This is a genomic window from Kitasatospora sp. NPDC056184 (assembly GCF_042268405.1).
GTDB lineage: Bacteria > Actinomycetota > Actinomycetes > Streptomycetales > Streptomycetaceae > Kitasatospora.
In genome coordinates this window covers 380,536-394,940 of the sequence record NZ_JBHJUI010000001.1, presented here as the reverse complement: position 1 = coordinate 394,940, position 14,405 = coordinate 380,536, and the positions used below count along the sequence as shown (strand labels likewise).

The 14,405-nt window shown below is 75.5% G+C and carries 14 protein-coding genes; 5 read left to right on the top strand and 9 right to left on the bottom strand.

Annotated features, from left to right (window positions below; translation table 11 throughout):
• Position 1: 1 nt before the first annotated feature.
• A complete protein-coding gene (locus ACFC0B_RS01220; protein ID WP_376080419.1) occupies positions 2–577 on the bottom strand; it encodes a helix-turn-helix transcriptional regulator in 576 nt (191 codons plus the stop codon).
• A gap of 148 nt (positions 578–725) precedes the next feature.
• Here ACFC0B_RS01220 and ACFC0B_RS01215 point away from each other — a divergent pair, with 148 nt between their 5' ends.
• A complete protein-coding gene (locus ACFC0B_RS01215) occupies positions 726–1,253 on the top strand; it encodes a hypothetical protein (protein ID WP_376080417.1) in 528 nt (175 codons plus the stop codon).
• A 19-nt stretch (positions 1,254–1,272) separates the two neighbouring features.
• Here ACFC0B_RS01215 and ACFC0B_RS01210 read toward each other — a convergent pair whose 3' ends face one another.
• The 5 genes from ACFC0B_RS01210 to ACFC0B_RS01190 all read right to left on the bottom strand — a co-directional run bounded on the left by ACFC0B_RS01210 (position 1,273) and on the right by ACFC0B_RS01190 (position 6,788).
• Positions 1,273–2,190 carry a LysR family transcriptional regulator gene (locus ACFC0B_RS01210; protein ID WP_376080414.1) on the bottom strand — a complete coding sequence of 306 codons (918 nt, stop codon included), beginning with the start codon at positions 2,188–2,190 and terminating at the stop codon, positions 1,273–1,275.
• A 423-nt stretch (positions 2,191–2,613) separates the two neighbouring features.
• Positions 2,614–3,807 (bottom strand): glycine C-acetyltransferase, encoded by a 1,194-nt coding sequence (locus ACFC0B_RS01205; RefSeq protein ID WP_376080412.1) that lies wholly within the window; start codon positions 3,805–3,807, stop codon positions 2,614–2,616.
• A gap of 55 nt (positions 3,808–3,862) precedes the next feature.
• Positions 3,863–4,891: an L-threonine 3-dehydrogenase gene (gene tdh / locus ACFC0B_RS01200; RefSeq protein WP_376080411.1), complete on the bottom strand. Its 1,029-nt coding sequence runs from the start codon at positions 4,889–4,891 to the stop codon at positions 3,863–3,865.
• A gap of 344 nt (positions 4,892–5,235) precedes the next feature.
• Entirely contained in the window at positions 5,236–5,892 is a 657-nt protein-coding gene (locus ACFC0B_RS01195; RefSeq protein ID WP_376080408.1) for a hypothetical protein, read from the bottom strand.
• Positions 5,889–6,788 carry an ATP-binding cassette domain-containing protein gene (locus tag ACFC0B_RS01190; protein WP_376082336.1) on the bottom strand — a complete coding sequence of 300 codons (900 nt, stop codon included), beginning with the start codon at positions 6,786–6,788 and terminating at the stop codon, positions 5,889–5,891. Before ACFC0B_RS01190 ends, ACFC0B_RS01195 begins: the two co-directional genes overlap by 4 nt.
• 253 nt (positions 6,789–7,041) lie before the next feature.
• On the opposite strand from ACFC0B_RS01190, the gene ACFC0B_RS01185 reads away from it, so the two are divergent.
• Positions 7,042–8,484 (top strand): serine hydrolase domain-containing protein, encoded by a 1,443-nt coding sequence (locus tag ACFC0B_RS01185; protein ID WP_376080406.1) that lies wholly within the window; start codon positions 7,042–7,044, stop codon positions 8,482–8,484.
• A 6-nt stretch (positions 8,485–8,490) separates the two neighbouring features.
• Here ACFC0B_RS01185 and ACFC0B_RS01180 read toward each other — a convergent pair whose 3' ends face one another.
• A complete protein-coding gene (locus ACFC0B_RS01180) occupies positions 8,491–9,552 on the bottom strand; it encodes an ATP-dependent DNA ligase (RefSeq protein ID WP_376080404.1) in 1,062 nt (353 codons plus the stop codon).
• A 258-nt stretch (positions 9,553–9,810) separates the two neighbouring features.
• Between ACFC0B_RS01180 and ligD the strand changes: the two genes are divergently transcribed.
• The 3 genes from ligD to ACFC0B_RS01165 all read left to right on the top strand — a co-directional run bounded on the left by ligD (position 9,811) and on the right by ACFC0B_RS01165 (position 12,580).
• Positions 9,811–10,821: a non-homologous end-joining DNA ligase gene (gene ligD, locus ACFC0B_RS01175; protein ID WP_376080401.1), complete on the top strand. Its 1,011-nt coding sequence runs from the start codon at positions 9,811–9,813 to the stop codon at positions 10,819–10,821.
• 248 nt (positions 10,822–11,069) lie between these two features.
• Positions 11,070–11,717, top strand: coding sequence for a GNAT family N-acetyltransferase (locus ACFC0B_RS01170; protein WP_376082333.1), 648 nt, complete (start codon positions 11,070–11,072; stop codon positions 11,715–11,717).
• Positions 11,714–12,580, top strand: a complete 867-nt coding sequence (locus ACFC0B_RS01165; protein ID WP_376080399.1) for an aminoglycoside phosphotransferase family protein — start codon at positions 11,714–11,716, stop codon at positions 12,578–12,580. Before ACFC0B_RS01170 ends, ACFC0B_RS01165 begins: the two co-directional genes overlap by 4 nt.
• Before the next feature lie 22 nt (positions 12,581–12,602).
• Here the strand turns inward: ACFC0B_RS01165 and ACFC0B_RS01160 are convergent, their stop codons facing one another.
• Positions 12,603–13,115 carry a hypothetical protein gene (locus ACFC0B_RS01160; RefSeq protein ID WP_376080396.1) on the bottom strand — a complete coding sequence of 171 codons (513 nt, stop codon included), beginning with the start codon at positions 13,113–13,115 and terminating at the stop codon, positions 12,603–12,605.
• Positions 13,112–14,329, bottom strand: a complete 1,218-nt coding sequence (locus tag ACFC0B_RS01155) for an 8-amino-7-oxononanoate synthase (protein ID WP_376080394.1) — start codon at positions 14,327–14,329, stop codon at positions 13,112–13,114. The genes ACFC0B_RS01160 and ACFC0B_RS01155 overlap by 4 nt, the downstream gene beginning before the upstream one ends.
• Positions 14,330–14,405 lie beyond the last annotated feature (76 nt).

The following is a 14,405-nucleotide window of genomic DNA, read 5'->3' as shown; positions in this document are numbered from 1 at the left end:
CTCACGCCAACTTGATGACGAAGGAATGCCCTTCCACCTCGGCGTCCGAAACGGCGTCCAGCCGCTGTTTGACGGAATTCAGGACGGCCACCTCGTCCTCGGTGAGCCGGGACAGCACGTCCCGCTGCTCCAGGGTCAGCAGGTCGACCGGGTTGCCCGCCTGCCGGAGGGCGGCGAGGGCGTCGAATGTCATGTTCCCCTCCTTCTCGGATGCCAGATCATCATCACCGCCGCCCGGGGGCCCGTCCATGAGACCTTTGGGCCAGGAGTCGCCCGCGGCCTGCGGCGCGGCGACGGAGGCGCTGAGAATCAGCGCGAGCAGTCCGGCCTGCAGTCTTGACCTGAGTCCCAGTTTCGCCAGAATGGCGGTGACGAACCGTTTGACCGTGCGTTCGCTGATATGCAGTTCGCAGGCTATCGACCGGTTGTCGTATCCGAGGCCCAACAGGTGCAGCACGGCGCGCTCGCGCGGGGTCAGCGCCCCGGCCAGCGGCAGCGCGGCCGCCGCCGGCAGCGGCGACCGCCCCGGCAGGCGGGGCGTTCCGCACGCCGGACACACCGGATCCCCACCACCCATCGACAGGATCCCCCCTCCGGCGGCACAGCACTGCGGTGCCCTCATGCTGACGCCCGCACCGGGCACCGGCAAGAGGGCGGACGTGCCCGGAGAATGCCACCTTCGCACCGGCACCGCGGTGTCGGTCCCGGTGGCTAGGGTGCGGGGCATGCCATCACTGATCACCGCCATCACCGATAATGCCGAGGCCGCCGACTTCCTCTCCTGGCCGGGCGACTTCGACCTCGACCACACCGACCACGTCGAGGAGGTCCACCTCGCGTCGGGGGCGGAGCTGGAGGGCTTCGCCGCGGAGGGCGCCGGGGGCAGCTACTTCTTCTGCGGCGACGGGGGCGAGGAACGTCCGATCCTGTACGCCGACTCCGAGGGCCGGGCGGGCCTGGTCGCGATCGGGCTGCCGGAGCTGCTGCGGCTGCTGCTGGTCGCGCCCTGGTGGCGGGACTGCCCGGGGTTCTCCGCGGCCGAGAGCGCCGCGGCGTCCGCCGTGTACCTGGCGGACCTGCCCGATCTGGCGGACCGGCGGGACCGGGCGGCCGCGGCGCTCGGGCTGGTGCTCCCGACCGAGGCCGAGGTGCTGGCCCGGCTGCGCGAGGTCGCCCTGGGCGCCGACGCCTCCGCGTTCGTCCTGGTCTTCACCCCGGAGGGCACGCCCTACGAGTCGCTCTTCGCCGACTGACCGCCGGCCGCCCCTCCGGTCAGCGCCGGTCGGCCTCGGGGGCGGCATCCGCGAGCGCGTCCAGCACCGGGCGGATCAGCGGGTGGCCGTCGGCGCCGGCCCGGACGGCGGCGAACACGCGGCGGGTGGCGAGGGCGCTGTCGACGGGGCGGACGGCGACCCGCGCCAGGTCCACGCCGAGCAGCGCCGAGCGCGGCACCAGCGCCACGCCCGCGCCGGCGGAGGCCAGGGCGACGACGGCGCGGAAGTCGTCGGAGGAGTGCACCAGGCGCGGCTGGAACCCGGCGTGCTCGCAGGCCAGCAGCACCACGTCGTGGCAGGGGTTGCCCGGGTAGGGGCCGATCCACGGCTCGCCGGCGAGGTCGGCCACCGCGATCGGGCCCTCGCCCGCGGCCAGCGGGTGGGCGAGCGGCAGCACCGCCTCGAACGGTTCCGCGTAGAGCGGGACGCGGGTGAGGCGGGCGTCGTCGGCGCGCGGGGCGCCCCGGTACTCGACCGCCACCGCGAGGTCGGCGCGCCCGTCGAGCACCATCGGCAGGCTGGCGTCGCCCTCCGCGTCGAGCACCTTGAGCCGGACGCCGGGGGCGCGGGCGGCCAGGGTGCCGATGGCCGGGGCGAGGACGAGGGAGATGCCGGTGGCGAAGGAGGCGACGGTGACCTCGCCCGCGACGCCCTCGCTGTAGGCGGCAAGGTCGGCCTCGGCGCGTTCGAGCTGGGCGAGCACGGCGTCGGCGTGGCCGAGCAGGATCTCGCCGGCGGCGGTGAGCCGCACGCCCCGGCCCTCGCGGGCCAGCAGGTGGTGGCCGGTCTCCTGTTCCAGCGCGGCGAGCTGCTGCGAGACGGCGGAGGGGGTCAGGTAGAGCGCGGCCGCCGCGGCGGTCACCGTCCGGTGGTCCGCCACCGCTCGCAGGGTCCGCAGCCGTCTCGCGTCGATCACAGGCCAATTCTGCCAGCGTCCGCGGGGCCGCCGGGGCGGGGGTGACGAACCGGTGAAGGAGAGGCGGCCGGAGTGGGAAGTCGGCCGGTCCGACTTCCCGCTCCTCCCGCCCCGCCGGCCCCTCCCCCTTCCCGCCGGCTCTCGGCGCCCGCCCGCCCACCCGCACCCCGGACGACGGCGAGCGGATGGCACTCCCCCGCCGCCCCGTCCGGGCGCTCCCGGACTCTGCGCGGTGCTCGGCGGAGCAGCGAACCCGAGGGCGGCAGCGGCACCCCCGGAAACCGCGAACGGGAGGGTGGGGCAGGTGGTTCTGGGTGCCGTGCGGTGGAGGCGGGCCGGGCCGGCCTCCGCCGCACGGCGGCTGGTGAGCCCGTGGCGCGTCCGGTTCCGAGCGGACGCGCCACGGGCGTTCGGGGAGGGCGGTTACTCGCCCAGCGCGGCGCGCGCGTCGACGAAGGCGGCCACCGCGCGCTCGACGTCCTCGGTGGTGTGCGCGGCGGAGAGCTGCACGCGGATCCGGGCCTGGCCGTGCGGCACGACCGGGTACGAGAAGCCGATCACGTAGACGCCGCGCTCCAGCAGCAGCTCGGCGAGGCGGCCGGCCTTGGCGGCGTCGCCGATCATCACCGGGGCGATCGGGTGGTCGCCCGGCAGGATCTCGAAGCCCGCCTCGGTCATCTTCGAGCGGAACAGCGCCGTGTTGGCCGCCAGCCGCTCGCGCAGCTCGTTCGACTGCTCGACCAGGTCCAGCACCTTCAGCGAGGCGGCGGCGATCACCGGCGCCAGCGAGTTCGAGAACAGGTACGGACGCGACCGCTGGCGCAGCAGCGCGACGATCTCGCGGCGCGCGGCGACGTAGCCGCCGGAGGCGCCGCCGAGCGCCTTGCCCAGCGTGCCGGTGATGATGTCGACGCGGTCCAGCACACCGTGCAGCTCGGGGGTGCCGCGCCCGTGCGCGCCGACGAAGCCGACGGCGTGCGAGTCGTCGACCATCACCATGGCGTTGTAGCGGTCGGCGAGGTCGCAGATCTCGCGCAGCGGGGCGACGTAGCCGTCCATGGAGAAGACGCCGTCGGTGACGATCAGGCGGCGGCGGGCGTCCTGGCTCTCCTTGAGCTGCTGCTCCAGGTCGGCGAGGTCGCGGTTGGCGTAGCGGTGGCGGCGGGCCTTGCACAGGCGGATGCCGTCGATGATGCTCGCGTGGTTGAGGGCGTCGGAGATGACGGCGTCGCGCTCGTCGAGCAGGGTCTCGAAGACACCGCCGTTGGCGTCGAAGCAGGAGGAGTAGAGGATGGTGTCCTCCTGGCCGAGGAACGCGGAGAGGCGGTCCTCCAGCTCCTTGTGCACGTCCTGGGTGCCGCAGATGAAGCGGACGGACGCCATGCCGTAGCCCCAGCGGTCGAGGGCGTCCTTGGCCGCGGAGATCACGTCGGGGTGGTCGGCGAGGCCCAGGTAGTTGTTGGCGCAGAAGTTGAGCACCTCGCCGGGGGTGCCGCCGGCGGTGACGGTGACGGCGGCGCTCTGCGGGCTGCCGATGACCCGCTCCGGCTTGAAGAGGCCGGCCTCGCGGATCTCGTCGAGGGTGGCGGCGACGTCGTCGCGCACGGTGTCGAACACAGCTGCTCCTAAGCGGGGTGGCAACGGGGGTGGCGAGGGTGGTGGCGCGGGGGGATCAGGCGGTCCAGTCGAGGATGACCTTGCCGCAGCGGCCGCTCGCCGCCTCGTCGAAGGCGGCCTCGAAGTCGGCGGCGGGGTACCGGCCGGTGATCACAGGGCTGAGGTCGAGGCCGCCCTCCAGCAGGACGGACATCGCGTACCAGGTCTCGAACATCTCGCGGCCGTAGATGCCCTTGATGGTGAGCATGGAGGTGACGACGGAGGCCCAGTCGATCGGGAACTGCTCGGCGGGCAGGCCGAGCATGGCGATCTTGCCGCCGTGGGTCATGTTGGCGATCATCGACTGGAGCGCCTCGGGGCGGCCGGACATCTCCAGGCCGACGTCGAAACCCTCGCGCAGGCCGAGCTTCTGCTGGCCCTCCTCGATGGTGTGCTCGGAGACGTCGAGGGCCAGCGAGACGCCGACCTTGCGGGCGAGGTCGAGGCGGTAGGGCGAGACGTCGGTGATCATCACGTGGCGGGCGCCGGCGTGCTTGGCGACGGCCGCGGCCATGATGCCGATCGGCCCGGCGCCGGTGACCAGCACGTCCTCGCCGACCAGCGGGAAGGACAGCGCGGTGTGCACGGCGTTGCCGAAGGGGTCGAAGATCGCGGCGACATCGAGGTCGACGGGCACGCGGTGGACCCAGACGTTGGAGGCGGGCAGGGCGACGTACTCGGCGAAGGCGCCGTCGCGGTTGACGCCGAGGCCGACCGTGTTGCGGCACAGGTGGCGGCGGCCGGCCAGGCAGTTGCGGCACTTGCCGCAGACCAGGTGGCCCTCGCCGCTGACCAGGTCGCCGACCGCGATGTCCGCGACCCCGGCGCCGATCTCGGCGACCTCGCCGACGAACTCGTGGCCGAGGACGAGCGGGGTCCTGATCGTCTGCTGCGCCCAGCCGTCCCACTTGCGGATGTGCAGGTCCGTGCCGCAGATGCCGGTGCGGAGCACCTTGATGAGGACCTCGCCGGGGCCGATCACCGGGGTGGGGACGTCCATCAGCCAGAGTCCGGGCTCGGCGTTCTGCTTGACGAGTGCCTTCACGGCGGTGGCTCCTGACGCACGGTGGGGGCGGCCTGGTGTGGGCAGGCCGACGGGGCCCGGTGGGCGGCGGCCCGGGAGGGCCGACGGGTCCTGGCGGGCCAGGGCCCGGCGGGGCCGGTTCCGGCGTCCGCATTCCGGGCAGGCAGAAATCTGCCTGGTGGGAGGGGGTGCGGTCCATCGAGGAATTCTTAAGGGCCGCGACAGCTCGGCTAAACGATCGTGCCCGAGCTGGGGTCGGGGGCGGTCGCGGCGTGCCGGTGGGCACTCCGACGGCGCAGCGTCCGGGGGCGCGTTCGGGGCGCCCGGGCGCTGCCCGGACGGCCGTACGCCCCATGCCGTGGCGGTCAGTCGCGGCGGGCGGCGACGGTGTGCGCGAGGGCGGCCGCGGCGATGAGGAGGGCGGCGGCGAGCGCCAGCAGCAGCGCGGTGGAGGCCAGCAGATCCGCCGAGCGGTGGTGGGCGGAGAGCCGGGTGAGCAGGAGGTTGACCGGGGGCAGGCCCTTGCTCACGGTGAGGGCGAGGAGGAGGGCGAGGGCGAGCAGCAGGCCGTGCCCGCGGTGGCGGACCAGCGGCCGCGAGGCGAGCAGGCCGACGGCGGTCCCGGTGAGGGCGCAGGTGAGCTGGGCCTCGGTGCCGAGCAGCAGGTCCGCGGCGGTGGGGGTGTGGGAGCCGACCAGCAGCGGCAGGGCCAGACCGAGAGCGGTGAGAGGCAGGCAGCCGAGGAGGGCGGTGAGGACGGTTCCGGTGAGCAGCCTCGGCCGCCCGCCGGCGGCGGCGGTGAGCAGCGCGCGGTGCGACCGGTCCTCCAGGCCGGTGAGCACCATGGTGAGCCAGGTGGCGGCGAGCAGCATCGCGGCCGCGGCGGCGCCGTGGGCGGCGGTGAGCGGGCCGGTGTCGTCGCTGGTGAGGACGGCGACGAGGGCGGTGAACAGGAGCAGCGGGGCGAGGTAGCGCTGGGAGAGCAGGAGCGTGGTGAGCTGGTAGCGGACGAGGGCGGTCATCGGCCGGCGGTCCTCCGGGCGGTGTCGGCGGCGGAGGCGGGTGCGGGTGCGGGCAGCGCCGCGGGGCGGGTGACGGCGCGGACGGACCACCGGTGGCGCAGCGCGGTGAGCAGGACGGCGTCGGCGTGCGCCTGGTCGACCCGCAGGTGGAGTTCGGGGCCGCGGCGGGTGAGGGCGAGGACGCCGGGCAGCCGCCGCCAGTCGGGGGCGTCCGGCGCGGGTCCGGTGAGGACGAGTTCGGCGGGCGGTGCGGAGGCGCTCGGGTCGGGGTGTGCGCGCGCGGTCACCCGGCCGTCGGCGATCTCGCGGACGGCGGTGGCGTGGGCCTCGGCGACGGCTTCGCGGTGGTCGGTGAAGACCACCGTCCCGCCCGCGGCGGCCGTCTCGGCGATCAGTTCGGCGAGGACGGTGTGCGCGGAGGCGTCGAGGCCGGACCAGGGTTCGTCGAGCACCAGCAGGTCGGGCGGCACGAGCAGGGCCTGGGCGAGCGCGACCTTCTGGGCGTTGCCCTTGGAGAGGGTGCTCAGCGCGGCGTCGGGGCCGCCGACCAGGGCGAGCCGGTCGAGGAGCTGCCCGGCCCGGCGGCGGGCGGCGGCGGTGGGCAGGCCCCGGATGCGGCCGAGGTGGGTGAGGTAGGCGGTGGCGGTGAGGCGTTCGTGGGCGGTGAACCGGTCGGGGACGTAGCCGACGACTGCCCGGCGGGCGGTGGCGGCGGGGCCGGTCAGGCGGCCGGTGGTGGGGCGGGTGAGGCCCGCCAGGATCCGCAGCAGGGTGGACTTGCCCGAGCCGTTGGCGCCGAGGACGGCGAGCACGTCGCCGGGGGCGAGGCTCAGGTCGACGTCGCGCAGGATCCAGGGCCCGCGTCCGTAGCGTTTGCCGACGGCTTCGCAGTGCAGCACCTCGGTGGTCCCCTCCGTCCGGTCCGGTCCCGGCGGTGCGCACCCTATCCGGGCGCGGGTAGGGAGCGGGTAACGGCGGTGGCGCGAGCGGGGTTGGGGCGGGCGGCTGACGGGTGGGTCCGTTCGGTCCAGCGGGCGGCCGGTGGGCGCGCGGGGCGCGGCGGGCGCGCATACGGTGGCGATCGCTTCCCCTTTGCGGGCCCGTGGAGCGCTGCTCCGGACCCGTCCGGCCCAGAGAGGCGCCCCGAAGATGACGAACCGTGTGACGGCCCGAGCCACCACTGCCCGGCGGCGGCCCGCGGCCCGGCCGGCTCCGCCGGTGCTGGTGCTGGTCCTGGCCGGGCTGCTGGCCGCCGCCGGGTGTTCGGGCGGCTCGCCGGCGGAGCAGCCGGCGGCCGGGCCGGTGACGGCCGTACCGGCGGCGGTGAGCCCGACCGCCACGCCGAGCCCCACGCCGACCGCCACACCGAGCCCCACACCGGTTCCGGCGAGCCCGACGACGGCCTCTCCCCCGGGCACCGCCGCGAGCGGCACCACGCTGCCGCTGACCTCGGAGGTGACGTCGCGGCTGGACGCGGCGATCGGGCGGGTGCTGACGGAGGCGTCGGTGCCGGGGGTGATCGTCAACCTGTCGACGCCGCAGGGCGACTACCTGAAGGCCTTCGGGGTGTCCGAGCGGGTGCCGGGCACGGCGATGGTGACCGGGCTCAACATGCGGATCGGCAGCGAGACGAAGACGTTCACGGTCACGGGTGTGCTGCGCCTGGTGGACCAGGGCAAGGTGGGGCTGGACGACCCGATCGACAAGTACGTGACGGGCGTGCCGAACGGCGGGCAGATCACCCTGCGGCAGTTGGCGAACATGCGCAGCGGCCTGTTCTCGTACACCCGGGACGAGGACTTCGTGCACGACTTCCAGGCCAACCCCCAGCGGTCGTTCACGCCGGACCAGTTGCTCGCGTACGCGTTCCGGCACCCGGTGGGCTTCGCTCCGGGCGCGGAGTTCGAGTACTCCAACACCAACACCGTGCTGCTGGGCCTGGTGATCGAGAAGGTGGACGGGCGGCCGCTCGGGGAGTTCCTGCAGAAGGAGGTCTTCGAGCCGGCGGACCTGGGCCGCACGGTGTTCCCGACGGACAACGCGTTCCCCCAGCCGCACGCGCGCGGCTACACCGAGCAGACGGCGGACGGCACGATCCAGGACGCCACGGACTGGAACCCGTCCTGGGGCTGGGCGGCGGGGGCGGCGATCTCGGACCAGGCGGACATGAAGAAGTGGGCGAAGGCGCTGGCCACCGGGTCGCTGCTGAAGCCGCAGACGCAGGCGCAGCGGCTGGAACCGCAGCCGTCGACGGTGCCGGGGACCTGGTACGGGCTGGGGGTGTTCGACAACCACGGGTGGATCGGGCACAACGGTTCGCTGCCGGGCTACCAGGCGGTGGTGGTGTACCTGCCGTCGGCGCAGGCCTCGCTGGTGGTGCTGCTGAACACGGATGTGGAGTACCGGGGTTCGGCGCCGTCGACGCTGTTCGCGAAGGCGATCACGGAGGTCGTCTCGCCGGCGAACGTCTATGACCTGCCGGCCGCTCCGACGGACCCGGACGAGCTGGAGGCGTCGCCGTCCGGGGCTCCGTCGGGCTCGCCGTCGACGAAGGTGTCCTCCTCGGTGACGCCGCCCGGGCCGTCGGCCTGACGGCGCTCAGGTGCCGAGCACCTGGGACAGGTCGTAGGAGACCGGTTCCTCCAGCTGGGCGTAGGTGCAGTCGGCGGGCGTGCGGTCGGGGCGCCAGCGGCGGAACTGGGCGGTGTGCCGGAAGCGGGTGCCCTCCATGTGGTCGTAGGCGACCTCCAGGACGCGTTCGGGGCGCAGCGGGACCCAGGAGAGGTCCTTGCCGCCGGTCCAGCGGCTGGTCGCCCCGGGCAGCCGGGCGTCGGCGTGCGCGGCTTCGTCGGCCCAGGCGCCCCAGGGGTGGGCGGCGAGGTCGGTGGTGCGCAGCGGGGCGAGTTCCTCGGCGAGTTCGCGGCGGCGGGCCATCGAGAAGGCGGCGCAGACGCCGACGTGCTGGAGGCGGCCGTCGGCGTCGTGGAGGCCGAGGAGCAGGGAGCCGATGACGGGGCCGCTCTTGTGTTCGCGGTAGCCGGCGACGACGCAGTCGGCGGTGCGCTCGTGCTTGATCTTGTACATGGCGCGTTCGCCGGGCCGGTAGGGCTGGTCGAGGGGTTTGGCGACGATGCCGTCGAGGCCGGCGCCCTCGTACTGGGAGAACCAGGTCCGCGCGAGGTCGCGGTCGGTGGTGGTGGGGGCGGTGAAGACGGGGTCGGCGGCGTCGGCGAGAGCGGTCTCCAGGACGCGGCGGCGGGCGTCGAGGGGCCGGTCGAGGAGGGCTTCGTCGCCGAGGGCGAGCAGGTCGAAGGCGACGAAGGAGGCGGGGGTGCGTTCGGCGAGGAGCTTGACGCGGCTGGCGGCGGGGTGGATGCGTTCGAGGAGTTCCTCGAAGCGCAGCCGGCCGTCGCGGGCGATGACGATCTCGCCGTCGAGGACGCAGCGCCCGGGGGTCTCGCGGCGCAGGGCCTCGACGAGTTCGGGGAAGTAGCGGGTGAGGGGCTTGCCGGTGCGGCTGCCGAGTTCGACCTCGTCGCCGTCGCGGAAGACGATGGTGCGGAAGCCGTCCCATTTGGCCTCGTACTGCATGCCGGGCGGGATCTTCGCGACGGACTTGGCGAGCATCGGGGCGACGGGCGGCATGACGGGCAGGTCCATGGTGCCGATCCTCGCGCCGAACGCTCCGGGGCGCGCGGCGGACGGGGCGCGCTCAGGGCCTGTCACTTGGATCCTTGCCGGGGCTGCGACGCCTGGGCACGCGCCTCGCCGCGTTGTCGTCGGTCGCCATTGGCCCCCAGCCTTCGGCCGGGAGGTGCCCCCACCGCAGTGGCTCTCTCCTCCGCCTTGCGATGCACGCACCCAGACGCCGCAGCCTGATCCGACCAAATCCAAGAGACAGGCCCTAACGTGAGAGGCATGGGCTCTGCCGTGGAACTGGATGTCGCCGGGCGCACCGTCCGGCTGTCGAACCCGGACAAGGTGTACTTCCCGGAGCGCGGGTTCACGAAGCTGGACGTCGCGGAGTACTACCTGGCGGTGGCGGAGGGGGTGCTGCGCGGGCTACGGGACCGGCCGACGACGCTGCAGCGGTTCCCGGACGGGGTGGAGGGCGAGTTCTTCTACCAGAAGCGGGCGCCGAAGGGCCTGCCGGAGTGGCTGCCGACGGCGCGGATCGCCTTTCCGAGCGGCCGGTCGGCGGACGAGATCTGCCCGACGGAGCCGGCGGCGGTGCTGTGGGCGGCGAACCTGGGGTGTCTGACCTTCCACCCGTGGCCGGTGCGGCGCTCGGACACCGATCACGTGGACGAGCTGCGGATCGACCTCGATCCGCAGCCGGGCACGGACTTCGGGGACGCGGTGCGGGTGGCGCACGAGCTGCGGGCGGTGCTGGAGGAGCAGGGGCTGCGGGGGTGGCCGAAGACGTCGGGCGGGCGCGGGCTGCACGTGTACGTGCCGCTGGTCGCGGAGTGGTCGTTCACGGACGGGCGGCACGCGGTGATCGCGCTGGGCCGGGAGCTGGAGCGGCGGCTGCCGGGGCGGGTGACGACGGCGTGGTGGAAGGAGGAGCGCGGGGAGCGGATCTTCGTGGACTACAACCAGATGGCGCGGGACCGCACGATCGCCTCGGCGTACTCGCTGCGGGCGCGGCCGCGGGCGACGGCCTCGGCGCCGCTGCGCTGGGAGGAGCTGGACGACGCGCGGCCGGAGGACTTCGACCTGCGGACCCTGCCGGCCCGGTTCGCGGAGCTGGGGGACGTGCACGCGGCGATGGAGGAGGAGCGGTTCCGGCTGGAGGGGCTGATGGAGCTGTACGGGCGGCAGGTCGCGGAGGGCGCGCACGGCGAGCTGCCGTATCCACCGGACCACCCGAAGGCGGCGGGCGAGCCGACCCGGGTGCAGCCGAGCCGGGCGCGGAAGAAGGCCTGACGGGGCAACACCAGGGCGTGTCTGACAATTCGCGTCGGATCAGCGCGCGGTGTCAGGGTGCGTGCATCGCAAGGCGGAGGAGGGAGTCCATGCGGTGGGGGCACCTCCCGGCCGAAGGCTGGGGGCCATCGGCGACCGACGACAACGCGGCGAGGTGCGTGCCCTGGCGTCGTGCGCCCGGCGGGAATTGTCAGACACGCCCTAGGCTGGACGCCCACGAAGCACGACGGAGGGGTGGGCGCACGGTGGTGGCACGGGGGCTGCGGGAGATTCTGGCGGACGCGGCGGGCGGGGTGTTCCCGCCGGCGGACGGGTCGGTGACGGTGGTGGCGCAGCCGTCGCCGCGGGAGGCGGGGGTGGTGGCGTTCTCCGCGCACGCGGTGGTGTTCACGGACGAGGATCCGGCGTGGGTGCGGGCCGCACTGGCCGCGGTGCCGGGCGATCCGCTGGCGGCGCCGCTGTGTCCGCCGTTCCTGAGCGCGTTCGCCGAGCGGACCGGGCGGGTGAACGGCACCATCGACCTGCTGACGGTGGCGGACCGGCTGCCGGGCGCGCCCGCGCCGGCGGTGGCGGAGGTCCGGGACCGAGAGCACCCGCGGGTGGTGCGGGCGCTGTGCTACCGCGAGGACGTCCGGGTGTTCGAGGCGGACGGCGGGCGCGGGGTGCTGGTGCTGGGGCGCGGGGTGGCGGGGCGCTGGGAGTGCGCGATCGAGGTGGACGAGGCGGCGCGCGGGCGCGGCCTGGGGCGGGCGCTGGCGCTGGCGGCCCGGCACCTGGTTCCGGAGGGCGGGCGGGTGTGGTCGCAGCAGGCTCCGGGGAACGCGACGAGCGTGCGGGCCTTCCAGGCGGCGGGCTACCGGCCGGTGGGGGCCGAGACGCTGCTGGTGGTCGCGTGAACGCCTCGGCGGCCGTGCCCGCGGAGGTGGAGGAGCGGCTGGTGGTCCGGTTCGGGCCCGGGGCGCGGGCGTGGTGCGCGCGGTTGCCGGGGCAGGTGGCCGCGCTGGCCGACCGCTGGGGCCTAGTGGTGCGGGCGGCCGGCGGGGGTGGCACGTCGCGGGTGTTCCGCTGCGAGCGGCTCGCGGACGGCGCGGCGGTGTGGCTGAAGCTGACGCCGGACCCGGCGGTGGCCGGGCAGGAGGCGGCGGCGCTGCGGGCCTGGCGGGGCGTGCCGTCGGTGGTGCGACTGCTGGAGGCCGACGCCGGGTCCGGCGCACTGCTGCTCGCGGACGTCGCGCCGGGGACGGCGCTGCGCGAGCGCGGCTGGCGGCCGGCGGAGGTGGCGGGCCTGCTGGGCGCGCTGCGCTCGGCGCCGGTGGACGGGGTGGCGCTGCCGCCGCTGGCGGAGCGGCTGGACTTCCTGTTCGAGCTGACCGGCCGCCGGGCCCCGGGGGTGCCGACGGCCGGTGCGCGGGCGCTGGCCCGGGAGCTGACCGGGGACGGCTCCCCGGTGGCGCTGGTGCACGGCGATCTGCACCCGGCGAACGTGCTGCTCGGCCCGGACGGCCCGGTGGCGATCGACCCGCGCGCCTGTCTGGGCGACCCGGACTTCGACCTGGTCGACTGGGCGCTGGACGGCGTCGCCGACCGGGCGGCGCTGGCGGCCCGGATCGGCGAGTTGGCGGCGCTGGTCCCGGGCGCGGACGCCGACCGGGTGCTGGCCTGGTGCCGGGCGACGGCGGTGGTGGTCGCCGCCCCGCGGCTGGCCGCCGGCCGCCGGGACGCGGGGACGCTGTTCCTGCGGGAGCTGGCGGGGCTGTGACGGGCGACGGCCGACGGCCGACCTAGGAGACTGCGAAGGCGAAGCAGGCGCAGACGGCCATGAGCAGGAGGACGAGGACCGTGCCGGCGGTCAGCTTGAACGGGCCGCCGGGCGGGCGTCCGAGGGCCGTGGCGGACAGCAGCGCGCCCACCGGGAGCGCCGCGACGCCCGTCAGCAGGAGGCCGAGCACCCGGGCCGTCGCCCGCGCCCCGATCTCGTGGCAGCGCCCGTCGGCGCAGCGCACCTCGATCTCGCCGAGCCGGCCGGTCGGGTCCGCTTCGATGGTGCAGCAGCGGACGGGCTCGCCGCCGTCCGGGGTGAAGCGGCCGCAGCGGCCCGCCGGCCGTTCGTCGGGCGGCGGGCAGTCCTCGCGCAGGAACCGGCCGTGCACGCCCGCGCCGCCGGTCGACTCGGCGAGCCGCGGAGCGGCGAGGGTGACGTCGACGGCGGCGAACACCACCAGGACGAGCGCGCAGAGGCCCGCGGCGAGCCGTGCGGCGCCCCGCCGTAACCGGGACCGGGTGGGCCCGCTCACGCCCCGGCGGTCCCGTCCACCGGGGCGGTGGCGGCGATGATCCTTACCGCCCGGGCGATCTGATCGTCCGTCAGGTCGCCGCGGGCGGTCAGCCGCAGGCGCGAGACGCCGTCGGGGACGGACGGGGGGCGGAAGCAGCCGACGGCGAGGCCGGCCCGGCGGCAGTCGGCGGCCCAGGCGACGGCGGCCTCGGGGCCGGGCGCGCGCACGGAGACGACGGCGGCGTCGGGAGTGGAGGCGGGCAGGCCGGCGGCGCTGAGACGGGCGGCGAGGGCGCGGGCGACCTCGCGGGCACGGTCGGCGCGGTGGGGTTCGGCGCGCAGCAGGCGCAGGGCGCCGAGGGCCGCACCGGCGGCGGCGGGGGCGAGGCCGGTGTCGAAGATGAAGGTGCGGGCGGTCTCGGTGAGGTGCCGGACGACCCGGCGCGGGCCGAGGACGGCGCCGCCCTGGGAGCCGAGGGACTTGGAGAGGGTGACGGTGGTGACGACGTCGGGCGCCCCGGCGAGTCCGGCGGCGGCGGTGGCGCCGGTGCCGCCGGGACCGAGGACGCCGAGGCCGTGGGCGTCGTCGACGAGCAGCGCGGCGCCGTACCGGCGGGCGGCGGCGGCGAGTTCGGCGAGCGGGGCGGCGTTGCCGTCGACGGAGAAGACGGAGTCGGTGACCACCAGGGCGCGGCGGTGGTCGCGCCCGGCGAGGATGCCGGCGACGGCGGCCGGGTCGCTGTGCGGGGCGCGGTGGACGTCGGCGCGGGCGAGGCGGCAGCCGTCGATCAGCGAGGCGTGGTTGTAGGCGTCGGAGACGATCAGGGTGTCGGGGTCGGTGAGCGCGGTGAGCGCGGCCAGGTTGGCGGTGTAGCCGGAAGAGAAGACCAGCGCGGCCTCGGCCCCGCAGAAGGCGGCGAGCTCCTCCTCCAGTTCGGTGTGCAGCGCCGTGGTGCCGGTGACCAGCCGGGAGCCGGTGGCGCCGGCGCCCCAGCGCAGCGCGGCGTCGGCGGCGGCCCGGGTCACGGCGGGGTGGCGGGTGAGCCCGAGGTAGTCGTTGCCCGCGAGGTCGAGCACGGGGTCCTCGGCGGGCCGGCTGCGCAGGGTGCGGGTGAGCCCCGCACGGGCCCGCTGCCCGGCGCTCTCGTCGAGCCAGTCGAACACGGCGGCGGGATCGGCGGCGGTGCGGTCCCCGCCGGCCTCGGGCGCCTCGAAGACGCTGCGGTTGACCATGCCCGGCACTCTGGCACGCCCCCGACGGCCCGGGCAATGTGCGCCGTGGCACACGCCCGGGCGGAGAGGCGCACCG